The 26,113-nt window shown below is 46.9% G+C and carries 19 protein-coding genes; all 19 read right to left on the reverse strand.

Features of this window, described 5'->3' with window-relative positions:
- Nucleotides 1-264 precede the first annotated feature (264 nt).
- The 19 genes from ACYCSE_RS05080 to ACYCSE_RS05170 all read right to left on the reverse strand — a co-directional run bounded on the left by ACYCSE_RS05080 (nucleotide 265) and on the right by ACYCSE_RS05170 (nucleotide 25,766).
- The gene (locus ACYCSE_RS05080; RefSeq protein ID WP_459701720.1) at nucleotides 265-1,716 is read right to left on the reverse strand and encodes a PEP-utilizing protein; all 1,452 of its coding nucleotides are present in this window, start codon (nucleotides 1,714-1,716) and stop codon (nucleotides 265-267) included.
- 307 nt (nucleotides 1,717-2,023) lie between these two features.
- Nucleotides 2,024-4,465: a heavy metal translocating P-type ATPase gene (locus ACYCSE_RS05085; protein WP_459701722.1), complete on the reverse strand. Its 2,442-nt coding sequence runs from the start codon at nucleotides 4,463-4,465 to the stop codon at nucleotides 2,024-2,026.
- A 186-nt stretch (nucleotides 4,466-4,651) separates the two neighbouring features.
- A complete protein-coding gene (locus ACYCSE_RS05090; protein WP_007432172.1) occupies nucleotides 4,652-5,020 on the reverse strand; it encodes an ArsR/SmtB family transcription factor in 369 nt (122 codons plus the stop codon).
- A 159-nt stretch (nucleotides 5,021-5,179) separates the two neighbouring features.
- Nucleotides 5,180-6,301: an NADH:flavin oxidoreductase gene (locus tag ACYCSE_RS05095; protein ID WP_459701724.1), complete on the reverse strand. Its 1,122-nt coding sequence runs from the start codon at nucleotides 6,299-6,301 to the stop codon at nucleotides 5,180-5,182.
- Nucleotides 6,302-6,504: 203 nt separating this feature from the next.
- The gene (gene cyoD, locus ACYCSE_RS05100; protein ID WP_013311980.1) at nucleotides 6,505-6,840 is read right to left on the reverse strand and encodes a cytochrome o ubiquinol oxidase subunit IV; all 336 of its coding nucleotides are present in this window, start codon (nucleotides 6,838-6,840) and stop codon (nucleotides 6,505-6,507) included.
- On the reverse strand, nucleotides 6,841-7,449 hold the full coding sequence (gene cyoC, locus ACYCSE_RS05105) for a cytochrome o ubiquinol oxidase subunit III (protein WP_023990327.1): 609 nt from the start codon (nucleotides 7,447-7,449) through the stop codon (nucleotides 6,841-6,843).
- A complete protein-coding gene (locus tag ACYCSE_RS05110) occupies nucleotides 7,449-9,425 on the reverse strand; it encodes a cbb3-type cytochrome c oxidase subunit I (protein ID WP_459701727.1) in 1,977 nt (658 codons plus the stop codon). Before ACYCSE_RS05110 ends, cyoC begins: the two co-directional genes overlap by 1 nt.
- Before the next feature lie 25 nt (nucleotides 9,426-9,450).
- Nucleotides 9,451-10,434 (reverse strand): ubiquinol oxidase subunit II, encoded by a 984-nt coding sequence (cyoA, locus tag ACYCSE_RS05115; protein WP_061828908.1) that lies wholly within the window; start codon nucleotides 10,432-10,434, stop codon nucleotides 9,451-9,453.
- 346 nt (nucleotides 10,435-10,780) lie between these two features.
- A complete protein-coding gene (locus ACYCSE_RS05120; protein WP_061828909.1) occupies nucleotides 10,781-11,029 on the reverse strand; it encodes a hypothetical protein in 249 nt (82 codons plus the stop codon).
- 222 nt (nucleotides 11,030-11,251) lie between these two features.
- Complete coding sequence (locus tag ACYCSE_RS05125) at nucleotides 11,252-12,598, reverse strand: GH1 family beta-glucosidase (RefSeq protein ID WP_459701730.1); 1,347 nt, start codon at nucleotides 12,596-12,598, stop codon at nucleotides 11,252-11,254.
- Nucleotides 12,595-15,072, reverse strand: coding sequence for a glycoside hydrolase family 95 protein (locus ACYCSE_RS05130; protein WP_459701732.1), 2,478 nt, complete (start codon nucleotides 15,070-15,072; stop codon nucleotides 12,595-12,597). The genes ACYCSE_RS05125 and ACYCSE_RS05130 overlap by 4 nt, the downstream gene beginning before the upstream one ends.
- 107 nt (nucleotides 15,073-15,179) lie before the next feature.
- Nucleotides 15,180-16,874 (reverse strand): ABC transporter substrate-binding protein, encoded by a 1,695-nt coding sequence (locus ACYCSE_RS05135; protein ID WP_459701734.1) that lies wholly within the window; start codon nucleotides 16,872-16,874, stop codon nucleotides 15,180-15,182.
- A 74-nt stretch (nucleotides 16,875-16,948) separates the two neighbouring features.
- Nucleotides 16,949-17,851: a carbohydrate ABC transporter permease gene (locus tag ACYCSE_RS05140; RefSeq protein ID WP_025721946.1), complete on the reverse strand. Its 903-nt coding sequence runs from the start codon at nucleotides 17,849-17,851 to the stop codon at nucleotides 16,949-16,951.
- Between the two features lie 15 nt (nucleotides 17,852-17,866).
- Nucleotides 17,867-18,880 (reverse strand): ABC transporter permease, encoded by a 1,014-nt coding sequence (locus tag ACYCSE_RS05145; RefSeq protein WP_459701736.1) that lies wholly within the window; start codon nucleotides 18,878-18,880, stop codon nucleotides 17,867-17,869.
- 451 nt (nucleotides 18,881-19,331) lie between these two features.
- Nucleotides 19,332-19,748, reverse strand: coding sequence for a cupredoxin domain-containing protein (locus ACYCSE_RS05150; RefSeq protein ID WP_254329516.1), 417 nt, complete (start codon nucleotides 19,746-19,748; stop codon nucleotides 19,332-19,334).
- Nucleotides 19,749-19,852: 104 nt separating this feature from the next.
- Complete coding sequence (gene cydC / locus ACYCSE_RS05155) at nucleotides 19,853-21,619, reverse strand: thiol reductant ABC exporter subunit CydC (RefSeq protein WP_061828916.1); 1,767 nt, start codon at nucleotides 21,617-21,619, stop codon at nucleotides 19,853-19,855.
- Nucleotides 21,600-23,360, reverse strand: coding sequence for a thiol reductant ABC exporter subunit CydD (gene cydD / locus ACYCSE_RS05160; RefSeq protein ID WP_459701739.1), 1,761 nt, complete (start codon nucleotides 23,358-23,360; stop codon nucleotides 21,600-21,602). The genes cydC and cydD overlap by 20 nt, the downstream gene beginning before the upstream one ends.
- The gene (gene cydB, locus ACYCSE_RS05165) at nucleotides 23,360-24,373 is read right to left on the reverse strand and encodes a cytochrome d ubiquinol oxidase subunit II (RefSeq protein WP_061828918.1); all 1,014 of its coding nucleotides are present in this window, start codon (nucleotides 24,371-24,373) and stop codon (nucleotides 23,360-23,362) included. Before cydB ends, cydD begins: the two co-directional genes overlap by 1 nt.
- Nucleotides 24,360-25,766 carry a cytochrome ubiquinol oxidase subunit I gene (locus ACYCSE_RS05170; protein WP_069290415.1) on the reverse strand — a complete coding sequence of 469 codons (1,407 nt, stop codon included), beginning with the start codon at nucleotides 25,764-25,766 and terminating at the stop codon, nucleotides 24,360-24,362. The genes cydB and ACYCSE_RS05170 overlap by 14 nt, the downstream gene beginning before the upstream one ends.
- Between the last annotated feature and the right edge of the window lie 347 nt (nucleotides 25,767-26,113).

Below are 26,113 nucleotides of genomic sequence, written 5' to 3' on the forward strand. Positions count from 1 at the left end.
TGGATTAGCGAAACTTTTGTTTTATTATATACCTTTTCTTTTCCACTTGTAAACCAGCAATGGCCTAAATAAAAAAAGATACCCGCGCCACCGCAGGTATCCTCCATATTTAAAGCATCCTATTCAGGATTTGCAAAATTCGATTCCAGTCGCTCCAAAGTGCAATATATAGACGAACTAGACCATTTCGATCTATATATTGTTCATTGAAAGTCGCTTATTGGATTTTTGCAAAATCCTCTATTCCAAGAATTCCGGTTATCTTCAGGCTAAAGGAAACTTCCACGCATGATTGTGTGCAGTTCCTGAAGTGTGCTGACGATCTGCGGGCTGTTGCAGTCCCAAACGCGCAGCCGCAAGGCGTGCAGTGGGAACCGCTGTGTCCGGGCAAATGACCCCCGTCAGCTCATTCTCCCAGATCGAAATCCTATCCAGAGAATGGTTAATTTCATCTATTGCTACCCATAAAGGAAGCTCAGGCTTTACACGTCGAACAGCTTCCATTATGCATTTTATCGTATCACTATTATTCTCATGACCATCGACACCGGATGGAATCAACTGCTCCTCAGCCCTAATGTCATCGGATGGAGTTGGTATGACTTCTAAAATGACCGTATCGGCAAAACGTGCCAGATCTGCAGCTTGAGCCACCTGCTTGATCTGCCGTGCGCTCACTTCGGACATGTTATTGGAATTGGCTGACTCCCCCGACCGTGCGGCTTGCCTGTTCCCTGTTTGGCTTACGTTAGGCACCAAAGACGGGTCAACTGTCAAAAGCACGCCTACCCGATATGGAATGCACCGAAGACGCCCGCATAAAGTCTGCTCTGCAACGCCGTCAATCCAGTCTCGCGCTGCCCGGAATTCGTCCACGTCAGCCGGATTGCGCACTATAATCTCCAGCTTGGGTTCTCCCCCCTGCCGCACGCTCCGCAACGCCGCACGCAGTAATGCCTCCAGCTGCATATCTTGCAAGCTTCCAATACCCACTGCATTGTTCTGCTCAATTAGGGCTATAGTGAGTGGTGATCCGTTCAAAGACTCGAATAAGCTTTCATATTGTGTTTCCAGCAAACTGATAATTCGGCGGGACAAATGCTCACACAATCCAGGCAGGCCAGATGCCTGGTTAAAGGTTTTGTACGTGTCAGATGCACGTGAACCGGGAATAAGGATGGGATCAGGCTCCCCGTCAGGGGCATGAATCGTCTGTCCAGACTCTGCTACGTCCAGATACGCATAGCATAGTTTCCCTACACGGCCAGATGCCTGTGACAAGGGACCATGCAGAAGACTATAACCGTCATAACTGCCTATTTCTGATGCTGTCTCTGTGCTTATACGACTCAAACTTGCAGGAGCATCGGCATAAATCCGTATGGAGGTGCGCCTGTATTCATCGCTCCATTTTAGGAGTGTGCCCATTGCTTGCCCAATATCGTTGCCGTTATTCAGCATCGTTTCCCCAAGTAATTCCGGATTCGCAGCCATCAAAGCCTCTGCTCGACTGATTACGCCCTGCTCAGCTAAACCAACCAGCCAGCCCAACGGATCTTCCTCCTGCGTAGCAGATACTTCATGGCTGCCTGCCTTTAGCGTCTCCATAGCCAACCTCTGTGTAGCAGCCTCCATACCCGGCTCTGGAACTTTGAGATCCCGGCTATTTTTGCCACCCAATAGCTCTGAGAATACATGCATCAGTTTAGCCTCCATGCTATTAATCCATCCTTTCTTCCGTCAGCAAGTTGGCACACACGAATTCGAGTACCCCTCCAAACAAAGAAAACGCTTACCCATAATGGAGCAACCGAATCTTACATGGGCCTTACTTGTAAAGCCCCTACCTTAACGTATTAGGCACGCCACACATTTATACATTTCGGCACAACTACACTACATCCCAAAATAAATCTCTATCCCTGCTGGTACAAGATCACTCGAAAAAGGAACCTATAAAATAAACACCCCCGGTTTTCACAGGATGCCTATACATCCGATGCTAACCCAGAGGTGTTTATTTTTACTCGTAAGAACGAACCTTCAATACACGCATCACATTCAATACAGCTAGCAATGTTACACCTACATCGGAAAATACAGCCTCCCACATCGTAGCAATACCGAATGCTCCCAGCGTAAGAAAAACCGCTTTGACAACTAGCGCAAATATAATGTTTTGCCATACGATACGACGTGTGCGCTTGGCGATATGGATCGCCGTAACCAGCCTTGAAGGCTCGTCGTTCATAATTACGATATCTGCCGCCTCAATCGCAGCATCCGATCCCAAACCGCCCATCGCTACACCGACATCTGCCAGCGCCAGTACGGGTGTATCATTAATCCCATCGCCTACGAACAAAATTTTGTCGCTCGTTTTTTTACTTGCAGACAACTGCTCGATGGCTTCGGCTTTGTGCTGAGGTAACAGTTCTGCCCGTACTTCATCCAAACCCAACTGTCGTCCTACGGCCTCGGCAACAGTCCGATTGTCACCCGTCAGCATGATGGTTTTCACCACACCCAACTTTTTCAGTGAAGCAACCGTTTGGGCTGCGTCTTCCTTAACCTCATCTGAAATCAGAATGCACCCGGCATACGTTCCGTCTACAGCCACATGTACGACCGTTCCTTCATCCAGCGTCCCTGCTTGCTGCGCCACGTTAAAAGCCACATGCTCCCGTTCCATCAGCTTGGCGTTTCCGGCTGATACCAGACGACCATCAATGTGTGCCTGAATCCCGTGACCGGATATTTCACTATATTGCTGAACCCGTTCTGCTCTGAGTTCTTTACCGTAGGATTCACGCAGAGACGCAGCAATAGGATGTGTGGAATGCAGCTCGGCCAAAGCGGCGGTTTCGAGCAGGGTTTCGTTTGTAAAATCTCCGGCAGGATAAATCCCTGTTACACGGAAAACACCTTTGGTGAGTGTACCTGTTTTATCAAAGACAGCGTATTTCACATGATTCAGAGCTTCAAGATAGTTCCCGCCCTTGATCAGAACTCCTGAACGGGAGGCTGCCCCAATTCCCCCAAAGAAGCCCAGTGGAATGGATACTACCAGCGCACAAGGACAAGAAATAACGAGGAAAACAAGCGCACGGTATACCCAATCTGCAAATTGTGCATCTGGCACAACAAGCGGTGGAACAACCGCCAACAACAGCGCTACAATAACCACTACTGGAGTATAGTATCTGGAAAATTTCGTGATAAACTTTTCAGTCGGCGCTTTTTTGGCACTCGCATTTTGCACTAATTCCAAAATTTTCGTGACCGCCGATTCACTAAATTCCTTGCTAACCTCTACCGTTAGAAGTCCGTTCGTATTGATAAACCCACTCAACACGTTGCTTCCCGGCTCTACGGTACGAGGCACGGATTCACCAGTCAACGCAGAGGTATCCACATGCGATTTACCATCTATAACTTTACCATCCAGCGGGATCTTCTCGCCCGGCTTAATTACAATCAAATCCCCAATGCGAACGTCTTCTGGGGACACTCTCCGTACGGACTCAGCCGTCTTCAGGTTGGCATAGTCCGGTCTAATATCCATCAGATCACTGATGGATTTACGTGAACGATTAACTGCAATGCCTTGAAACAGTTCTCCGATTTGATAAAAGAACATGACAGCTACGCCTTCCGGGTATTCCCCAATTGCAAATGCACCAACTGTAGCCAGCGTCATCAGGAAGTATTCGTCAAAGGCCATTCCACGTACCAAACTGCGTGCAGCCTGCAAGACAACATCACCGCCAACGATGATATATGCCAGTAAAAATAGGGCCAGCTTGCCTACACCTTCGACAGGTAACCACCAGGCAATAGCCGCAACGACCGCACCAATAGCCAAACGCGCAATCATGCGGCGCATACCGTCCGTACCGTGATCATGCGTATGCCCAGCGTGGCTATCATCTCCATGCGAATGTGAATGAGTGTGGGTAGCTTCACCATGTTCGTGCTCTGCATGGTGGTTGTGATGCTCGTGTGCATGATCGCCGTGGTCGTGTCCATCGTGCGTGCGGGCTTGCTTATCATGTGCTCCATGATGATGACCAGCGTGGCTGTGAGAAGCATGTTGCCCGACCTCGTGTGTATGCCCTTCACCTTCACTATGATGCTCATGACCGCATGCACAGTCCTCTGTGCAATCCGACTGTACTGCACCAGCATTGCTTCGACTGTCTTCACGCAGGCGTCCACGAGCACTTTTTACCACCATCCGAACATGTGGCTCAAGTCTGTGAACCTTCCGTTCAGTCTGGCGAAAAACCTCTTCCTTTTGATCCGAACTTGTGGTCATCGTCAACGTTTTCGTAACAAAATTGACCGAGCAATCCATGACCCCTTCTATTTTACTGACACCATTTTCAATCTTGAGAGCACAGTTGGCGCAATCCAAACCTTCCAAAATCCATTCATGCCGTTCCGTTCTTTTTAGAGCATCCATAGTCATTGGCCTCCAATTAACTATATATGAGCAACTGTTCATATATTATTTGTTAAGGCCATTATATTCAGGATCAGGGTCAAAAGTCAATGACTCTAGCCCTTTTTAACAAAAAAATCGACTTCAACAGACGAACGCCAAAAGAGCGCCAATCGCTTGGCGCCCTCTGTTGTTTTATCCCAAAAATTATTGATGTGATATGTGCTGATGGGTTTGCAAAAAGATCTGCTCCACATGATTATCATCCAGTGAATAAAACACCGTCTTGCCTTCTTTGCGTCGTTTGACAATACGCAGGTTGCGCAAATAACGAAGCTGGTGGGATACCGCAGATTGTCCCATGTTCAACACCTGGGTCAGATCATGAACACACAGTTCTTTTTGTGCCAGGGCATAAATCAGCTTGATTCGTGTCGGGTCACCCAGTGCTTTGAACAGCTCCGACATTTTGTATGCGATGGAATCCTCAACAAGGGAAGATTTTATGCGCTCAATTTCCTGATCTGAACCGTGACAAGCCGGCTCGCAATCCAAAGCTTCCGTTTCAGAATTCATCCTTTTCACCCCGTGTATTTCGACTTGATGCTCCTATTATAGCAAATTCGTAGAGTTTACGAATAGCTTATATTACAGCTTGCCCTGTAACAGAAAACTTCCAAGTCTCAATGCTTGCCTAACACTATAGCTTTACACTACTTAGAGCTTAATTAAAGCTTAATTCAACGTTTTTAACACTTCATCACTGTAAGGAATAATTTCATTTATTTGTTGATCACGTAACTTCACCGCAAACGCTGGATCAACCAGCAAAGCACGCCCAACCGCAACCAGATCAGCTTCCTCTCGTTCTACTTGCCCCACGAGTTGTTCTAATCTTGCCTCTACATTACTGGATTGATCGGTTTGACGATTATTATTTTCCAAATCACTCAAAAAGGCCTTCTCCAAACCAATCGAGCCCACAGTAATCACTGGCTTGCCTGTTATCTTTTTGGTCCAAGCTGCCAAATTTAGATCAGACCCTTCAAATTCCGGTTCCCAAAAACGGCGGCTTGAGCAATGGAATACATCCACCCCGGCCTTCACTAATGGAGTGAGAAACTGTTCAAGTTCCTGTGGTGTTTCGGCCAGCTTTTCTTCATAATGGTACATCTTCCACTGGGAGAATCGCAATACAATTGGGAAATTCGGCCCTACTGCACGACGACAAGCCTCAATGACCTCCACCGCAAACCGAGTACGCTGGACCAAGTTGCCTCCGTATTGGTCGGTGCGCTTATTGGTTTTGTCCCAGAAAAATTGATCGATTAAATAGCCATGTGCTCCATGAAGCTCAATACCGTCAAAACCCACTCGCTGGGCATCGGCAGCGGCCTGTGCATAAGCTGAAATAATATCCGCAATCTCAGCCTCCGTCAATGGCTCAACCACCTTTTCGCCGGCGGGAGAGATACCGGATGGACCGACAGGCAATGCCTCGGGATTCGGTTGATTATCTGCACCTATTTTACGGGCCGTACCCACATGCCAGAGCTGCGGTATAATCTTGCCACCTACCGCATGAACCTCCTCAACTACCTTGGCCCACCCCTTTAATCCCTCACCATAAAAATTAGGAATGCTTGTGTGCTCCACAGCTGCGGGATGATTAATAGCAGTTCCCTCTGTAATAATCAATCCAACTGCATTTTCGGCACGGCGACGATAATACGCGGCCACGTCAGGCCCTGGAATACCTTGAGGAGAAAAATTCCGTGTCATTGGCGCCATAACAATCCGATTGGGAAGAGATAAATTACCTAACTTAAAAGGTTTAAACAGTAATTCTGTGTTCATTACTTTTTCCTCCGCTCTCCACTAGTATTATCGTTTTCACTCTACTGTTATACAATTCCATTTTACACATATGTAAACTTGAGTTCAAGAAGCCACAGTTTTTATTTTAATAAGCTACACAAAAAAAGAAGAAGCGGCTCTAAGTCCGCTTCTTCTTTCCTAATTCGCTTATACTTGAGTGATTTTGCAAAAATCCTGACTTATTAGTGTGCTACCATGTTGTATTCCATAATCCATACAGAACCACCAACAACGGTCAACAGGATAACTACCCCGAAAATCAAAGTCATGACATTCCAGCGTGGTCCATTGCTTTCACGAATGTGCATGAAGAAGAAAAGCTGAACCAGAAATTGCAGCACTGCCGCGGCTAAAATAACAACCATGGTCGAAGTGCGGCTCAACATATGATTCATAACCACACCAAGAGGAATGATGGTCAGTACGATGGACAGAATAAACCCGATAACATAGGATTTCACTGAACCGTGAGAATCATCATGACCATGCGAACCCGCTCCTGTTTGATGCTGTGCCATCTACATCACCCCCATCAAATAGACGACTGTCAGCAAGAAGATCCAGACAGCGTCTAAAAAGTGCCAGTACAAGCTCAATGCCGAAACTTTCCCCTTCGTCTCTGGTGTAAGCCCGCGTTTTTTCAACTGGAACATGAGTCCAATCATCCAAACCAGACCTAACGAAACGTGAAGTCCGTGCGTTCCGACTAAAGTGAAGAATGCCGACAAGAACGCACTAGTTCCAAAATTGGCTCCTTCGTGTACCAACTCAACAAACTCGTAAACCTCAAAACCGATAAAGCCAAGACCCAGGATCGCCGTCACGATTAACCAGTTAATTAATCCCTTCATGCTTCCTTTGTTCATGGCCAACACAGCCAGACCACTTGTGAAGCTGCTCGTGAGCAAGAGGAACGTTTCAATAATAACGCCCGTCATGTTAAACAGCTCTGCGCCACCCGGTCCTCCGGCTGTGTTGTTCCGAAGGACGACGAAGGTTGCGAACAAGGTACTGAACAGGATTACGTCCGTTACGAGGAAGATCCAAAAACCAAGCATCTTCAATTCTTGCGGATCGTGATGCCCGTGGTCATGATCATGGCTTTGGTGTGCTGCTGCTTGTGCCATTATACTGACCCCCTTATTGCCGCTTCCGTGCGTTTTACTTCATCCGCAGGGATATAGTAGTCGCCATCATAGGAGAAGAACGAACGGCAAATCATACAAATTGCCACACCGATCAGTCCTGGAATATAGAAGAACGACCATCCGAATACGAACCCGAAACCTGCAATGAAAAAGAATACCGACATAATGAATGGAATCGCCGAGTTCTTCGGCATATGAATCGCTTCAATTGGCGGTTGCTTTCTGAAAATACCTTTTGCACGTTTATCTTTTTCTGCCCACCAGTCATCACGTGCTTCTACTTGTGGAATGGTAGCAAAATTGTACTCCGGTGCAGGTGAAGGAATCGACCATTCCAACGTATGGCCACCCCAAGGATCGCCTGTTGTATCCTTCAGCTTACGGTAATTCTTGATGCCCAGAAGAATTTGAAGAACCTGGAACAAGAAACCAATCCCCATCAAGAATGCCCCAACGGTCGAAACGAGGTTAAGCGGCTGCCAGCCGGTATCCCAGCCGTAAGTGCTCAGACGACGCGTCATACCCATCAGACCGAGAGAATATTGCGGAATAAAACATACATAGAAACCGATGTTCCAGAACCAGAAAGCCCATTTACCAGGCGTTTCAGGCAATGTGAAACCGAACATTTTAGGCCACCAATAGTACAGACCTGCCAAGTAACCGAACACTACACCACCAATCAGAGCGGAGTGAAAGTGAGCGATCAGGAAGTAACTGTTATGGAACTGGAAGTCAGCAGGCGCTACAGACAACATGACGCCCGTCAAACCAGCAATCAAGAAGTTCGGAATAAAAGCAATTGACCACATCATAGGAGTCTTGAATGTAATCTTACCCCGATACATCGTGAACAGCCAGTTAAATACTTTAACCCCTGTCGGTATTGCGATAACCATCGTCGAAATCGCAAAGAATGCATTAACATCTGCGCCTGATCCCATCGTGAAGAAGTGATGCGCCCAGGTGAAGAAGGACAAGATCGCAATAATGAACATGGCGTAAACCATGGACTTGTATCCAAACAATTTCTTTTTGGAGAATACGCTGATAACCTCGGAATAAATACCGAAGGCAGGCAAAACTACAATGTATACCTCAGGGTGACCCCACATCCAGATCAAGTTGATATACATCATCGGGTTACCGCCGAAATCAAGCGTAAAGAAGTGTCCTCCTCCGAAGCGGTCAAGGAACAGCAATGCCAAAGTAACCGTCAGAATCGGGAATGCGAAAATGATAATAACACATGAAGAAAATACGGACCACGTAAAGACAGGCATTTTCATCCAAGTCATACCAGGTGCACGCATTTTAATAATAGTAACAATAAAGTTGATACCCGTAGCCAATGAACCTATACCCGAAATCTGAATACCCCAGATATAGAAGTTCTGACCGACGCCAGGACTAAATTGCAGTTCTGAAAGCGGTGGATAACTCAACCAACCTGCGTCTGGCGAACCACCGATAACGAAGGACAGGTTGAACAACATCGCGCCCATAAAGAAAAGCCAAAAGCTCAATGCGTTCAGGAAAGGGAACGCAACGTCGCGCGCACCAATTTGAAGTGGTACGGCAATGTTAAACAAACCAAACATCAACGGCATCGCCATAAACAGGATCATGATCGTGCCATGTGTTGTGAAAATCTGGTTGTAATGCTCAGGATGCAGTAGTGTAACATCCGGTGTAGCCAGTTGAACACGCATCAATAATGCATCCACGCCTCCGCGGAATAACATCAAGATGGCCGCAAGAATATACATAATACCGACTTTTTTATGGTCAACGGTAGTCAACCAGTTTTTCCAAAGCCAGCCCCATTTTTTGAAATAAGTGAGCACAAACACGATCCCGATTGTTGCCAATGCGATGGAGACGTCGGCTCCATAGATCATCGGATCTCCAGTAACGAAGAAAGTGGATGCAAACTCTTTTATTTTGTCAAGCATTGGGGGCCTCCTTCCCTATAATCATTTAATTGTGTCCGCTCATATTCATATGACTCATGTCCATTGCCGCATGATCTTCTGTGCCGGACTGAGAAGAACCTTCTGTGGATGTAGCTTCACCATGTCCAGCATGTGGGTTAGAAGCACCCTCCACTACATACTTGTTAACAATGTCTTTGAACAAGCCATCTGGAATCGAAGAATACTCATCAGGCTGGGACAAACCTGGTTTTGCAAGCGCCAAATAGCCGTCTTTCGTCAGCGGCTTAGACTGCTTTTTGATGTCAGCGACCCAGTTTTTATACTCTTCATCCGACTGGACTTCTACATCAAAACGCATTTGTCCAAAATGCTCACCGCTAAAGTTTGCACCCGAACCAAAGTAAGTTCCTTCGTGATCGGCCTGCAAATGCAGTTTCATAGCCATGCCTGACATGGTGTAGATTTGTCCGCCCAATTGCGGAATCCAGAACGAGTTCATCGGGGCGTCAGCAGTCAGTTCAAAACGGACTGGAACACCTTTAGGAATGTGAACTTGGTTAACTGTAGCTATACCTTCCTCTGGGTACATAAAGAGCCATTTCCAATCCAGTGAAGTCACTTGAATGGTTACTGGCTTTTGCGTACTTGCCAACGGCTTGGAAGGCTCCAGCAAGTAGGTATATCTTGCAGTAATAACCGCAATAATACAGATAACGATAATTGGAATAGCCCACCATGTGGTCTCCAGCTTTTTGCTGTCATCCCAGTGGGGTTGATACTTCACCTTGTTTGTCGGTGTATCACGATACCGCCAAATGATGAAGAAAGTCAAAATCATGACCGGTACAATTATTAGCGCAGACAATGCCGTTGTAAGAATGATCAGCTCTTTTTGTGCTTGCCCAACGGGTCCTTTCGGATCGAAAACAACGTATTTTCCGCCAGCATAAAAACACGTCCAAATGAGCAATGCTACCGTGAGCACGGTCAAAACCAACGCAATAATCGCTTTTGGTTTTTTGTTCATGTTGTTCCCCTCTCCTTAAATAATAAATTACTCAAAACTTTACGAACTCCTGTAATGTTGCCCCTATATAAGATAGCAGAAAAGTGGCCACTTTTTTTATTGTTAACAGAATTGTCGATTATTTGTCCGTTTTTTGTGAAAAACATCTCTAAAAATAAAATTTCTCTTGCAAATTCAAAATTTCTTATTAATACAAAGATGACATAATAAAAACGTTATTTGTGTATCTTAAAGAAGTTATATTAAAGAAAAAAGCGGGACTCCTTACAGTTATCATCCTACACTGCTCGAAGCCCCACATTGTTGTTTTCGGCATATCTTTGCTTTAAATCATTTTTAAATTGTATTAACTGCGGCCGTTTTCCTGGTCTTCCTTCTTGCGTGCAATGACAAATGATTTCCCAACTAGAAAAATAAAAATCCCGGCAACAACGCAGCCAATGCCTGTCATTAAATATATATTCCGATCAGTTAAATTACCTATATCAAGCAAAATAAGGATAATACCTGCAATACAGGCGATCCAAGCGATAACAGATACCGTCCGGCTCATTTGCCCGTCAGTTGATCCTGATTTCCTAAAATTTGCAGCCATACCCTCCACTCCCTTCGGTCTAAAATAATTTTCAGCGCCCTCGTCCGGTATTTTTGTCAGTATGCACATATCTTGCTTCTTTATTCCTTGGTCTCTACATACCTGAAACAACCCTCTGCATATCTTGACTATTATTACCCCGGAAGACCCAGTGTTCAAACAAAAGGGAGCAGAGACAGGCCTAAATCTGCCTTATTTTCAAAACATCTCTTCGTTTATCGTTTAACGTCTGGTCTCCAACCAGTTATTACTTATTACATTTCGATACCAATAGTAACTTTCCTTCGGGGTGCGGACCTGTGTGCGGAAATCAACATGAATCATGCCAAATCTCATATTATATCCCTCTGCCCACTCAAAATTGTCCATAAGTGACCATGCCATATATCCTTTGACATGAAGGCCGTCATGAATAGCCCGGTGTACCTGCACCAAATGCTGCTGCATATACGAAATACGACGGTCATCCTGAACCTTGCCATTCACGACATCATCGTTGATGCAAGCCCCATTCTCTGTGATATAAATATCGAGGTTACCGTATTTTTGCAAATAATGCAGTACCTCGTACAGCCCACGCGACTCCACTGGCCAACCGATATCCGTTACAGGTAGCCCCATATTGATTTCTTCAGATTGAAGAAACCCGGCTTCAGGATTAAAACGATTAACTGACATAGCATAGTAATTGATACCGATCATATCAATAGGCTCTCCGATAATATCCATATCCCCATCCTGAATAGGCACGGTGGCTCCCTGCTCCGCAAACCAGTCTACCAAAAACTGAGGATACGAGCCTTGATAAATAGGTTGAAGAAACCAGTCACTGTGCAGGGAAATGGTGCGCGCACAAGCGGCTTTATCTTCCTCAGATGTGCTGTAAGGAACAGCCCAGGAGACATTGGGAGCGATACCGATCTGGCCACTGGTGCCCAGCTCGCGAAAACGGCGCACAGAAAGACCATGCGCAACTAGCAAATGATGTCCTACATCAATGGCTGTCTGAAGATTTGTCAGACCCGGGGCATGAACACCCAGCATATTGGATAAAAAGGCGATGCACCATGGTTCATTGAATGTTAGCCAATGGTGTATTTTACCGTGAAACTCGCGGAACATCGTTTCTGCAAACCGGACAAACGCTTGAATCGTGCGACGATTCTCCCATCCTCCAGCATCCTGAAGCGCTTGAGGCAGATCCCAATGGTACAGTGTACAAAACGGTTCAATCCCATTTTCGTTCAACAAATCGACTACGCGATGATAATAGTCCAATCCTTCTTGATTGACTTCACCGTCACCATTGGGAAATATACGCGGCCAGGACACTGAAAAACGGTATGTACGAATGCCCAGTTCCTTCATTAGGCGGATATCTTCCTCGTAGCGATGATAGCTGTCACAAGCTACATTGCCGTTATCACCGTTGAATACTTTGCCAGGCGTATGGGCAAAGGTATCCCAGATCGACAAACCTCTCCCATCCTCCTCATAAGCTCCCTCGATTTGATAGGCTGCCGTCGCGGTCCCCCACATAAAGTCCTGCGGAAATTGAAAAATGGTCATATTGTCTCTTCCTCTCCTTCAATTATAATCGTATATCTGTTCGTTATTTCCTGCTCTTTGGTAAAAATCCATGACAAAATGAATCCTCCATGCTCAGGATCAGGCAGAGCCTGACGAGCATCTGCGCTAAACGGATGGGAATAGCGAATCGTGCAGCTTCCCGTCTGGACAGACGCGGTCAATTCAGCACGGACGAGCCTGGAACCAGACCATTCCATGCCGACCGTCATCCCGCCATGCCCCTTCAATCCACTGACCCGTCCCTCCGACCATGCCGTTGGCAAGGCAGGCAGTAACGTCAGCTCTCCCGGACGGCTTTGTAGCAGCATTTCTGCAATCCCCGCCGTCGCACCAAAGTTACCGTCGATCTGAAAAGGCGGGTGAGCGTCGAATAAATTAGGATAGGTCGATCGCGACAGCAAGGTGCGAACATACCGATGTGCGGCGTCGCCATCTTCCAGCCGAGCGTACAGGTTAATCAACCAGGCACAACTCCATCCGGTATGACCACCACCGTGATCAAGCCGTCGACGCAACGATATGCGGGCTGCCTCAGCCAGCTCCGGGGTATCACGGATGTGAATTTGTCGACCGGGATATAACCCATATAGATGCGAAACATGTCGATGCCCAGGCTCCGCTTCCTCAAAATCGACAAACCATTCCTGTAACTGACCGTGACGGCCAATTTGATAGAGCATTAACCGTGCCCGTGTCTCCTCGCAGCGGTTCCGGAATTCATCGTCTAATTCCAGCAGGTCCGCAACTTGAATGCAGTTATCCAACAGCTCCCGAATCAGCGTCATATCCATGGTGGAGCCCATAGAGATACTGCAATCCTCGCCGTCCGGCGTTTTGAATTTATTTTCAGGTGATGTAGATGGACATGTCACAAGCCGACCCTCCGGGCCTTCCACGAGCCAGTCCATGCAAAAGGCTGCCGCCCCCTTCATGAGGGGATAAGCTTGTTCTGCCAGATAGGCTGTATCCAGGGTAAACAGATAGCGCTCCCATAGGTGAGCAGTGAGCCATACACCCCCAAGCGGCCAAAACGCCCAACTGGCATGGCCTCCTGAAGGTCCGGCGTATCTCCACACATCTACATTGTGATGAGCTGCCCACCCTTGAGCACCATAATGGATGGAGGCTACCCTCCGTCCCGTACGAGCCACTTCTCCAATCATGTGCAGCAATGGTTCATGGCACTCGGCAAGATTGCATACCTCTGCGGGCCAATAGTTCATCTGCGTATTGATATTGGTTGTATAATTACTGTTCCACGGTGGCTGCACCCGGTCATTCCAGATGCCCTGAAGATTGGCAGGCTGACTCCCCGGACGCGAGCTGCCCATGAGCAAATAGCGGCCATACTGAAATAACAGCACCTCCAGCCCCAGGTCGGCCTGACCTTTCTGATAACGTTCCAATCGCAGATCTGTCGGTAGAACGGAGTCGTCGGTTAGAGTATCACCTCCCAGTTCTAATGCAACGCGGTCAAACAACTTTCGATGATCCTGTTCATGGCGTTGCCGTACCTGCTCACTTCCCAGCGAAATTGCTCCGTCTAAAATGACTTGACATGCTTCTACTGATTCCGTTGCATCACTATTCGGCATAGCGTGAAATCCCTGAAATCCGGTAGCTGCTGCCAAATACACCGTGATTTTATCCGCGCCCGAGATGATCAGTGCTCCATCAGCACCCTTCGTCAAGGTTCCTCCCTCAGGAATAATCCTCGCCTGAACTGCAAAAGCCATCCCCAAATCATTTTCATAAACGACAGCCTGTGGATGATCGCCGTGATAATTAGATTCCACATGACTGGGCGCTCGCCCAGTCAACGTAATAAAGTCCCTGATCGGCTCATCGGATGGATCGCCATTATCGCTATCCCATTTGGATGAATCACCAAAATGTGCATCCTCTCCAACCTCGTCTTCACAAGGATGGGGGGAAGTGATGCGCACAGATGCATGGATCTTCCCAAGTTTATTCGCAGTCAGTGACACCATCATGATTCCATCTGGCGCACTGGCGATAACTTCACGGGTATAGCGGACTCCATCACTTTGAAAAGTGACCGCTGCCGTTCCGGTCAGCAAATCCAGTTCTCGCTCATAATGCACAATTTCCCCTAGGCCCTCCTGCGTAATCCACAAATCTCCCAAAGGCTGATAGGCTTCCGTATCGCGACCTAGCATATTCGCATTAATCAGTTGTTCCGCTTCCTTGTATTTTCCATCTGCAATCAGTTTTCTGACAGGCTGCAAATATCGCAAAGCATCATACTGAACGCCGTCTCTGGGAAACCCGGACCAGAGCGTATCCTCGTTTAATTGCAAATGCTCCTCTCTGATTCCGCCAAATACCATAGCTCCCAGTCTTCCATTGCCGACTGGCAATGCTTCCTCCCATACCTCAGCAGGCTGGCGATACCATAAACGCAGGGACTGTGGTCTTTTGCCTTTCGTCACATCAAACCCTCCCCCATCAAGATGAAACAAAGCGCTAATCCCGTATGGACCATAAAGGACAAGCGCTCTGTCATTCCGGCATTCAAAATTTCGTTAAAAGCAGTCAGCTATTTAGAAGCCTTACCGCTCCATAACTCCACTCTGTCCTTTACCAGTTGCGTGTATTGCTGTTCCATTTGGACAGCTCCGGCGGCATCCAGTTCTTTAATCATGTTGTCGTATACCGTATCAAAATTGGAAGCTGGTGCTAAAATCGCTTCGGGTATACGTTTGCGGATAATGTCTGTCGTTTTTTTGAATGTAACGTTATAGTTGGATTCATTGTCTGTTGTCAGGTTATAGGCTGCGCCCCAAGGCTTTACATCAAATTCTTTCTTGTCCGGGAACAGATCTTTCCACGTTTTTACGCCATACGCTTTAAGCGATTCTTTCTCTGGCTTCGAATAAGCCGCGATAATTTGCTCCGGGAATTTGGCAGTATAGTAGTTGCCTGTAGGGTCCTTCACGCCGTCACCATAGTGTCCACTGATGAGCGTGTACAAATCTATACCCGTGGATTTGTTGAAGTTGGTTGTATTGTTCGTTTTTTGCTCCAGTACATCAGCCGGAATGACGCGTTTGCCGTCTTTGATCTCATAATGCTTGCCCTCGATCCCCCAGTTCACTAGCACCTGTCCTTCATCAGAAGCTAAATAATCAAGGAATTTAATAGCCCGCACCGGGTCCTTGCAATTTTCCGTAATCCCTACACCATAACCGGACGCGAAGCCCGTATCCTGAAAGGAGCTATCCTTGTATTTCTCCGAAAGTGTAACTGGAAAATGCGCGTAGCTGGAATCGGCCTTGCCTGAAGCTTTTAACGCATTTTCGGCATCCTGATACCCCCACTCCTGATCAATCAGACCGAGGACACGGCCGCTGGCAATTTTGGATTTGTATTGATCACTTTTTTGCACAAACGAATCTTTATCGAGCAGCCCTTCATTGTACATGTGGTTCAACCAACGGAAATATTCCTTTTCTTCAGGACGTTTGTAATGAAGCTTCGCTTCAAATGTTGTGGGATCAATAAAATATTCACCATCATCTGGCGCTCCAGTCGTCTGGAAGGCAGGATTCGTTACGGTAATCATAATTCTCCAGTCGTCTGCATCCAGCGTGAGTGGTATCGTTTTTTTGCCATTGATCGTTGGATGCTTGGCTGTATAGGTTTTGAGTACGTTTTCATAATCCTGTAGCGTTCTTACCTTTGGATAACCCAACTCCTTGAGCACCTTATGCTGAATTTCAAATCCGCCCGTCGCGTCAAAGCTCTCCTGTCCCACACCTGCATACGTAGGAAGGACATAGATGGATTGATCTTTATTACTGTATTTCAAACGATCCATATAGGGTCCATATAGCTTTTTGAGATTGGGTGCGTGATCGTTGATCAGATCTGTCAGATCAATCATGGCCCCCGCATCCACAAGCTTGTTAATATTCGCTTTAGGAGAAACCAAATCCGGGTATTCTCCACTTGCTGCCATCAAAGCAATTCGGTCATCTCCACCTCCACCGCTGACATCAAATTCCGCATTCAAGGTTACACCTGTTTTCTTGGTGATTTCCTTGCCTATTTCATCCTTCATTCCATTCCATTGCGGGCTTGTATCTGCTCCGAAGAAGCTAAACGTAATCGGGTCTGTGCCGCTGGACGTGCCTTCCTTCGCTGCTTTATCGCTTCCTCCACAACCTGCGAGTGCGGTAAGAGACACCGCGAGCAAGGGAATCAGTGCAAATCTGGACCAGTGTTTGTTCATGTATAAATCCTCCTATATTCCTATGATGAATTCTCCTGCAAATAACTTCTATTTCACTACCGGTATCCCGATTTTTATGATTTCACTGCCCCCAGCGTCATACCGCCTACAAAATATTTTTGCAAGAACGGATACACCATCAGGATGGGGAGCGTAACCGTAATCGTGATTGCCATTTTAATCGACTCTGGTGAAATTTGAGCCATTTGCTTAGCCATATCGTTACTATTCGTCATACTGGAGCCGCCTTGCTGCGTACTTTGCAGTATCTTCATCAGCTCATACTGTAGCGTCGTCCATTGCGGCGCCCCACCATTATACAAATACGTATCAAACCAAGCATTCCACTGACCTACTGCCAGAAAAAGAGCAATCGTTGCCAATACTGGTTTGCACAGCGGCAAAATAATCTTCCAGTAAATCGTAAAATCATTCGCCCCATCGAGTTTGGCAGACTCCTGCAGCGCATACGGCAAACCGTCCATAAAGGAACGAATAACAAACACGTTAAATGCGCTAATTAAGCCTGGAAAAATGTACACCCAAAACGAACCCAGCAGATGCAGATCACGCATCAAAATAAACACGGGCACCATCCCGCCGGAAAAATACATCGTCAACGCCAAAAACGTAGAAATAAACTTACGAGCGCGAAACTCGACCCGACTCAATGTAAAAGCAAGCATAGACGCGCAGATCAATCCGAGTACCGTCCCAACCAAAGTACGAAGAATAGATATTTGCAGTCCCTGAAGAAGGCCATCGTACTGGAAAATCGTTTTGTAATTTTCGAGCGTAAATTGGCGGGGCCATATATAAATACCGCCGCGAACCGTGTCCGTTGAATTGTTCAGGGAAATCGCAAGTACGTTCAGAAACGGGTACAGCGTCAACACCACGATCAGAGCCATGAGGATATAGTTGAACAGATCAAACAGCTTCTCAGATCGGGTAGCATTAAATGCCTTATTCGTCATTTCGCCTCTCCCTCCCTACATAATGCTTTCTTTAGTTAGTTTTTTGAATATACCGTTCGCCGTAAACAACAGCAGAATGCTAACCAGCGAGTTGAAAATACCAATTGCTGTCCCATAAGAGAAGCGACCCAAATTAATCCCATAATTGAGCGCGTACAGATCCAGCACCTCGGAATAATCCGTCACGAGACTATTGCCAAGCAAGAACTGCTTTTCAAAACCGTTGCTCACCAGATGTCCAATCGCCATAATGAACAGAACGGCAATCGTCGAGCGGATACCCGGCAGTGTAATATGCCACATCTGTCTCCAGCGGCCCGCTCCATCCACGCGTGATGCTTCATACTGTTCTTGATCAATTCCGGTGATTGCAGCTAAATAAATAATCGTATTCCAGCCCGTCTCTTTCCAGATGTCGGAAGCGGTTACAATGTACCAGAACCAGCTCCCCTTTGCCATGAACTGAATCGGTTCATCCACAATATGAAGCGCTACCAATATATCGTTGACAATGCCTCCGTCAATGGACAGCATCTTGGTGACCAAACCGGCTACAACTACCCAGGATACAAAATGCGGGAGGTAGGATATTGTCTGCACAAACCGTTTGAACAGCATACCACGCAGCTCATTTAACAGAATTGCAAAGAAGATCGGTACGACAAAACCAAATATAATCCCCATCAGGCTCATCGCTAGCGTATTGCGTAATACCAGATAAAATCGTTCATCCTGAAATAGCTCAATAAAGTTATTCAGCCCTACCCATTTCTGGTCCGAAAAAGATTTGGCTGGCTTATAATTTTGAAACGCCATCGTCCAGCCCCAGAGTGGAAGATAGCTGAAAACAAACACCCATATGACGAAAGGAATAGACATAAAATAAAGATACTTTTGCTGCTTCACACTGTCCCACAAGCCTTTTCTACCACGTTCAGGCTTCGGGCCGCGAGCCTTGAGCGGTCTTCCCCGGTTGGATTCAGGAATCACAGCACCATTGTTGGAAGCGGTTTCAGTTGAAGATCCCATAACAAGCTCCTCCTCATCTCTAGATACTATTATCATACTTTGCTGGCTTGAAAGCGGGTACCCGACGAATTAGGAGAAAAATCAGTTCAAAATTAGATATATGGGATGAAAAAAATTACATTCGTACCACTACGCATGCGGATGGTGCTTCCCTCGCTGTTGTCCCCGGATTTCTTGAATAAGCAACCAAAGGTAGAAATCCGGGGACAAAGGCGACCGCTTCGCTTGTCCAGCACCATTCCGCCTGCTCCGTTCTCATGTAAATTTTCTGAGAGAAGTCTTGTAAAAAACAAAAGATCAGCAATGTAAGCTGATCAGAGGTAAAGGATAAAGGATAATGCATATTGCACCACAGGTGGATGATGGTATATACAGACTGTCGCAATTAACCTAATTGATTAAAGGAAAAAAATAGCTTTCTAGCATCAATGTGCTAGAAAGCTATTTTGATTTATTTTACTGTGATCGTCCCAAAGTACATGTACATGCCACAATTATACTCATATACCCCCGGCTTCAAGTCCTTGACGGTAAAATAATTATTTTCGTGATCCAGGTAAACGTCCATTCCGATCTTCAACGACTGCACTTCATCAATGCAAGTAAAGGATGTCATTTTCTTGAAATTGATTTTGGTTGGAACGCCAGCTTTCACTTCAATATTTTTAGGATAGAAACCGTCCCCTTTTACACCCACTGTAACAATCTCATATTTGGTCTTGTCTGGCTCTTCCTGAGCTTGTTTAGGTTGACTGGCCGGAAACGACGACACGCTCCCCTGAAAATAAAACAAGACAAACCCGCCCATACTCAGGGCTACAAAACCAATCAGCATCAAATGCCAATGCTTAGAGATAAGTGCTTTCATTCATATCAGCCCCTCCAGTTGAGTGTCTACAGTTGAGTGTCTACATGTGACGCATCAACTCTAACCAGTATATAAAAGTTAATCAAAATTTTAAATACCTCATTTCACAGGCTCGGATGATCCAGCTCATACAGGCTGCGGTATCGGGACTGCTCCTGCCACAGCTGTTCATGGCTTCCTCGCATGGAAATGACCCCTTTTTCCATAAAGATCACCTCGTCCATATGCTCCATTCCTGTGAGATGATGCGTGATCCAGATCAATGCTTTGCCCTTCAGCACTCGAAACATCGTCTGCATGAGCTCATGCTCTGTCAGCGGGTCAAGCCCCACTGTCGGCTCATCCAGTAAAACAATCGGGTGATTTTGCAGCAAAATCCGCGCCAGTGCAATTCGCTGTTTTTCTCCACCGGAAAAACGAAGACCTGTCTCCTGCATTCGGGTATCGTAGCCCTCCGGCAAAGAATCAATCAGGGCTCCAAGCCCTACCTGCTCTGTTACTGCACGAACCTCATCCAGCGTAGCATCGGGTCGTCCCAGCCGAATATTGTTCGCTACCGTTGTATCGAATAAATACGGCTGTTGGTTTAGCACTGCAAATAGACTGGAGTATGCTCCACCTGTGTATACGGGAATCCCTGCGACAGTGACGCTACCTTCATCAGGCTGCAATGCTCCCTGAATCAGGTTCAGTAGCGTGGACTTGCCCGCACCACTGCGGCCAAGCAATGCAACCTTGCCCCCCTGTGGTACGTGCAGGGAGATATTACGCACGCTCCATTCCTGTGTTGCCGCATAGCGGTAGCTTACGTTGCTCAGTAGCAGGCCTCCTCCGTGGCCCAATCGCATAGCGGTAGCCTGTTCCTCTAGAATATCTGCTGTTCCGCCTGCTCCAGGTGTAGGTGTGTCTTTCTCCGAATCCTTTAACCGTCGAAGTGAATCCTGATACTCCGACGCATGAACCACCGCTTCTCCAGCGCGAACGAAGGCATCCAGCAATGGAAAAGCCACAAGGGCAAAGGATGCCAGCCATGTGGCTTCTATACGATTCTGTGCTACCAGTCCTCCGGCCCACACAGTCATAATCACAACCCCGCCACCTACAACGCATTGTGCGATCCAATGAGAACGCCACTCGCTCCGGCGAAGTGAATTTTCCATTACGGCAGCCCTATTGTGTCGTTGTGTAAAGGTGCTCAGGAAATGCCCAGTCCGTCCGCTCAGCACCAGATCACTCATGCCGAACAGAGCATCCGTCAGTTCCTGATAGGCTTTACTCCGTTCCTGCTTGAACACTCGCCGTTTGGTGAGTGAGGTCCATAGTGAGATAGCTGGGGCAATAAAAAGCAAAAATCCGCCATATAACGCCATGAGCAAGGCAAAGGTTCCGTCCATCCGTCCAAGCGCCCAGATGCCTGCTGCATAAATCAGCAAAGCCGATAGCGCAGGCAGAACTAGCTTCAAATAGATGTTTTGAAGCTGCTCAATATCCTCTGCCAGCAGTCCCAAGAGGTCCCCTGTACGGAATTTGCTGCGAATCATCAGCGCTTGCGGTTCCACTGCCCGATATAAGCGTACCCGCATGCGGGACACAAGGCGCAATGCTGCATCATGTCCTACCAAGCGCTCCAGGTACTGAATAACCGCTTTACTAAAGCCAAATGTTCGCACAAGCACAATTGGAACGTACACCATTAATATATTTTCCGGTTTTAAGGCCGAACGGGTAATCAGATGACCGGACGTAAAGAGCAACGCGCCCGCACATCCAATGGCCAATGCACCCAAAAGAGCAGCTACCAGAAAGGCCCAAAAATATTGTCTCAGATACGTCACAAACCAGCCTTGTCTGCTATTGTCCGTTACTCTCATATCGTCCGTTCCCTCCTTCCGACATCCCCGTCAGCAATCGGTAATATGCCCCCTTACGGGCAATCAATTGTTGATGGGAACCTACTTCTTCCAGACGACCTTGATTCATCATCCAGACACAGTCCATATCTGGCATCCAATGTAGCCGGTGGGTGGCAAGAAACACTCTTTTGTGTTTTAAAACCGATAAAATCGTCTGTTTTAGCTCCCACTCTGTCTCAATATCCAGATGCGCCGTAGGCTCATCCAATAAAATGACCGGACGGTTACTGAGCAATGCCCGCGCCAATGCAATCCGCTGCGCCTGCCCTCCGCTCAGTGTCCTACCTGCTTCACCAATGGGCTCATTCATTCCACCCGGAAGACCGTCTACCAGTTCACGCAGTCCAACCGCATCAATCGCCCACTCTACCCGCTGGTTGGATGCCTCAGGTTCATAAAAGCGGATATTATCTGCCAAAGATGCGCTAAACAAGTATGGATGCTGTGGAATATACGCAATATGACGCTGCCATTCGGCTTTGGCTTCCCCAGCCAATCCGCATCCATTCAGGAGTAGCTCGCCTGAAGTCGGATCAGCAAAGCCGCCAAGCAGACTAAGCAGCGTCGTTTTACCTGCACCGCTAGCTCCAACGATGCCGATCATGTTCATGTGCGGTTCAACATGTGCAGACACATGTTCAAGCCGGGCAGAACCGTCTTCATTCAGGAGGCACACGTCGGACAGCTCAAGAATGTCCTGTCCCGTGATGTCCAATCCTTTATCGTTAGCTGCCGGTTTATTCGGCTTGGTCGCATCATCCTCTGTACTGAGAATGGAGCGCATTGCTCCCCAAGCCTCCTTGCCATCCAGTGAAGCATGATAGTCTGATCCCAACTGGCGTATAGGCATAAAATATTCTGGCGCCAAAATAAGCACCGCCAGCGCTGCCTCCAAACCCACCGAGCCACTAATCAGGCGCAAACCCAAGCCTACCGCGACAAAAGCGACCGATAGCATACTAAAAAAATCAAGGGCAAATGAGGAAAGAAACGCTACCCGCAGCGTGCGCATCGTTGCCGTGCGGTATTGGTCGCTGACCTTCCCAACCGTTTCCCCATGCTCTTGGCTACGACCCAAAAACCTTAGTGTCTGAAGTCCACGCAGCGAATCCGTGAAATGATGAGATAACAGACGATAGGAACGCCACTGCTTGTCTGCCTGCTTCCGCGCCGCCAAGCCGAGCAAAATAAAAAAGCCTACCAGGATTGGCATCGTAGTCGTCAAAATCACACCTGAAATGACATCCAATGTGAAAACATACACAAGCACAAGTATAGTTACAGCCATCATGTCAATCATACGAGGAATGGACAGTTCCAAATACGTGCGAAAACGATCCATGCCGTCCAGCGCTAGCGTCACCAACTTGCCGCTACCTTCCCGCGCTGCAAAACCCGGCCCCCGTTCGAACAAACGTGCAAGCAGACGCTCCCGTAAGGAAGCGCCTGAAGCTTCAGCAAAACGGCCTGCTGTCCGGCGTTGCAGCCAGATCGCCGTATGCCTCGTTGCAAAAGCAGCGAAAAACAACGCCAGCGAAGGCCAAGCCATCACCAGCGGATTTTTATCAAATAAAATCGTAATAGCCTTTGCCAAGAAGACTGCTTGTGCAATCACTGCGGCCCCCTGGAGCAGGGAAAGGGCAGCCAGTAGCAGCATCACTGGCCGAATGCCCTTTAATTCAAACCATGCCTTATCCATTAGTATTCCAAATGATCCTTCTCACTGAGACGCTTATGGAAAACAAAATAACTCCATGCCTGATAAGCCAGCACAAAGGGTAAAAGCGTTGCTGCAACAATCGTCATGGCTTTCAGTGTGTAATGACTGGAGCTTGCATTATAAATCGTTAAATCAAAAGCACTGTTAATCGAGCTCACCATAAATCTTGGGAACAAACCGACGAATAACGATACGAAGGTCAGTAAAATCACTGCACCTGTCATCCCGAAGGCCCATCCTTCACGGCGCTGCTTCAGGAAGTACCATGTCAGCACATAGGCGACAATTCCCACCGCAACCGCAGCATACATAAAGGGACCGCGACGTGCAAATAAATCCGTTGCAAAATAAGTCCATACCACCATGCCCGCGAGTAAAATGCCCAATACCGGAAGAAACTTGGACGCGATCACACGAGCGCGATCCCGTACTTCTCCAATCGTCCGCAGGGAAATAAACGTCAGTCCGTGCATTAGACACATTCCGACCACTGTCAGTCCAATCCATACGGTGTATCCATTGAATACATCGGAAAATCCAGCTTTCAAATCCATGTTTTGCTGAATAGGTACACCTTTCACCAAAGCCGCAAAAGCCATACCGAACAGCATCGGCGGTAGAAAGCTGCCAATCAGAATGCAGGCATCCCACGTTCCTGTCCACCATTTCCCTTCAGCCTTGCCGCGGAACTCAAAAGAAACTCCACGCAAGATCAAACCTAGCAAAATAAAGACAAATACCAGATAATATCCGCTGAACATGGTTGCATAAAAATGCGGGAATGCGGCAAACATCGCACCTGCTGCTGTAATCAGCCACACTTCGTTGGCATCCCAGAATGGACCAATCGTATTGATCATCAAACGTTTTTGTTGGTCATTACGCGGCACCAATCCTGTGGCCATTCCTACGCCAAAATCAAAGCCTTCCAGAAAAAAGAAGCCAGTAAACAGCACAGCAATCAATAGGAACCATAAATCATTTAGCGACAATGGTGTCACCCCCTTGAGCAAAAGGATCATGAATTACCGTTTGTTGATGCGGCTCAATATCTGGACCTTTGCGAGCCGTACGGTAAAACAGAAACGCCAGCACACCTGTTAAAATTAAATACAATGTGGTAAATGAGATGAACGAGAACAACACTTCTCCAGCCACAACAGTAGGCGAAACAGAATCTTTCGTTTGAAGTAAACCAAATACAGTCCACGGTTGGCGACCTATTTCAGTCATGATCCAACCTGAAGTATTCCCAATGAATGGAAGGGATATCCCCCATATCATAAGACGGAAGAACCAGCGATGTGAACCTTCCAACTTTTTACGGAACGTCAGATAAGCTCCGTATAAAGCGAGTGCAATCATGCCACATCCCGCCGCAATCATAATGCGGAAGCTCCAGAACGTGGTTCTTACTGGCGGGATATAATCTCCCGGACCATAGGTTTTCTCATATTCTGCCTGAAGCTCATTCATACCAGGCACAGAGCCGGTAAATTTACTATAGGATAGAAAACTCAAAGCAAAAGGAACTTTAATCTCAAAGGTATTTTCCTTTTTTCCAGGATCAATCCATGCGATAACTGTCCAAGGAGCGGGGTCACCGCTGTTCTCCCATAAGCCCTCACTGGCAGCCATCTTCATCGGTTGTGTTTTCACTAAATATTGAGCCTGACCATGACCAAACAAAGGAATAGCTATGGCGCTGATTAAGGCAACAATAATGCTCAATTTGAAAGAAGGTTTAAAAAAGTCCATATTCTTTTTTTGCATCAGCTTCCATGCACTGATACCTGCGATCAGAAATGCTCCTGTCGCAAAAGCAGCAAACAGCGTATGCGGAAATTCCCATAGCAGTTGTTCGTTCGTTAGCAGAGCGGCAAAATCTTTCATTTCTGCACGTCCATTTTGAATCTCATATCCTACGGGACGCTGCATGAATGAATTAGCAGCTAGAATCCACAATGCCGATAACATCGTACCGATAGATACCAACCACATACAGATTAAATGGACCGTTTTGGACAATCTTTCCCAACCGAAAACCCATAATCCGATAAAGGTCGATTCCAGGAAAAATGCAAGCAATGCTTCAATCGCCAGCGGCGTACCGAATACATCACCGACAAAACGGGAAAAGTCCGACCAGTTCATCCCGAACTGAAATTCTTGCAAAATCCCGGTGACGACGCCCAGTGCAAAGTTAATCAGCAGAAACGTTCCCCAGAATTGAGCCATTTTTTTGTACAAGTCATTTTTCTTGATAACATACATCGTCTCCATAATTGCCACTAACAACGACAATCCAATGGAGATCGGCACATAAACAAAGTGAAGAATCGTTGTGGTTGCAAACTGCAACCGTGCCAAATCCAATACGTCCATGATGTTGCTCCCCCCTGCACTTCTCTTAACAATGATTTATAGTATTTATAATCTGAAGTCTTCTCCATTTGTGATAGTATTCACATTCTTACATATGCAGCGGTCACTTTTTAGAAAATGACTCACTCCATACCTTCACCATGGTTGTCATGATCCGGCTTCAGATTTATCCCCATTATATAGAATAAATTTAAATGAAATAGAATCGAAAATGTGAACATCGTGTCAAAGCTGTGTCATAATGGTGGCGATTTGATGAAAACGCCCTAAACTCCATAACAAATGTGACATTTTCGATTGATCTATCCATTTTTTCACCATAAAAAAGAGCCTCTCTTCGTTCGGAG

The organism is Paenibacillus sp. SEL1 (assembly GCF_054602535.1).

Bases quoted from the DNA above. Each gene is read 5' to 3' on its own strand.
- ACYCSE_RS05085 (WP_459701722.1), bottom strand. From the start codon at position 4,465: ATGGATGCTCTAAAAAGAACGGAACGGCATGAATGGATTTTGGAAGGT.
- ACYCSE_RS05170 (WP_069290415.1), bottom strand. From the start codon at position 25,766: ATGGACGTATTGGATTTGGCACGGTTGCAGTTTGCAACCACAACGATT.
- ACYCSE_RS05090 (WP_007432172.1), bottom strand. From the start codon at position 5,020: ATGAATTCTGAAACGGAAGCTTTGGATTGCGAGCCGGCTTGTCACGGT.
- ACYCSE_RS05150 (WP_254329516.1), bottom strand. From the start codon at position 19,748: ATGAAAGCACTTATCTCTAAGCATTGGCATTTGATGCTGATTGGTTTT.
- ACYCSE_RS05110 (WP_459701727.1), bottom strand. From the start codon at position 9,425: ATGCTTGACAAAATAAAAGAGTTTGCATCCACTTTCTTCGTTACTGGA.
- cyoC (WP_023990327.1), bottom strand. From the start codon at position 7,449: ATGGCACAAGCAGCAGCACACCAAAGCCATGATCATGACCACGGGCAT.
- ACYCSE_RS05095 (WP_459701724.1), bottom strand. From the start codon at position 6,301: ATGAACACAGAATTACTGTTTAAACCTTTTAAGTTAGGTAATTTATCT.
- ACYCSE_RS05080 (WP_459701720.1), bottom strand. From the start codon at position 1,716: ATGGAGGCTAAACTGATGCATGTATTCTCAGAGCTATTGGGTGGCAAA.
- cyoA (WP_061828908.1), bottom strand. From the start codon at position 10,434: ATGAACAAAAAACCAAAAGCGATTATTGCGTTGGTTTTGACCGTGCTC.
- cydC (WP_061828916.1), bottom strand. From the start codon at position 21,619: ATGAGAGTAACGGACAATAGCAGACAAGGCTGGTTTGTGACGTATCTG.
- ACYCSE_RS05125 (WP_459701730.1), bottom strand. From the start codon at position 12,598: ATGACCATTTTTCAATTTCCGCAGGACTTTATGTGGGGGACCGCGACG.
- ACYCSE_RS05120 (WP_061828909.1), bottom strand. From the start codon at position 11,029: ATGGCTGCAAATTTTAGGAAATCAGGATCAACTGACGGGCAAATGAGC.
- cyoD (WP_013311980.1), bottom strand. From the start codon at position 6,840: ATGGCACAGCATCAAACAGGAGCGGGTTCGCATGGTCATGATGATTCT.
- cydD (WP_459701739.1), bottom strand. From the start codon at position 23,360: ATGGATAAGGCATGGTTTGAATTAAAGGGCATTCGGCCAGTGATGCTG.
- ACYCSE_RS05135 (WP_459701734.1), bottom strand. From the start codon at position 16,874: ATGAACAAACACTGGTCCAGATTTGCACTGATTCCCTTGCTCGCGGTG.
- ACYCSE_RS05145 (WP_459701736.1), bottom strand. From the start codon at position 18,880: ATGGGATCTTCAACTGAAACCGCTTCCAACAATGGTGCTGTGATTCCT.
- ACYCSE_RS05140 (WP_025721946.1), bottom strand. From the start codon at position 17,851: ATGACGAATAAGGCATTTAATGCTACCCGATCTGAGAAGCTGTTTGAT.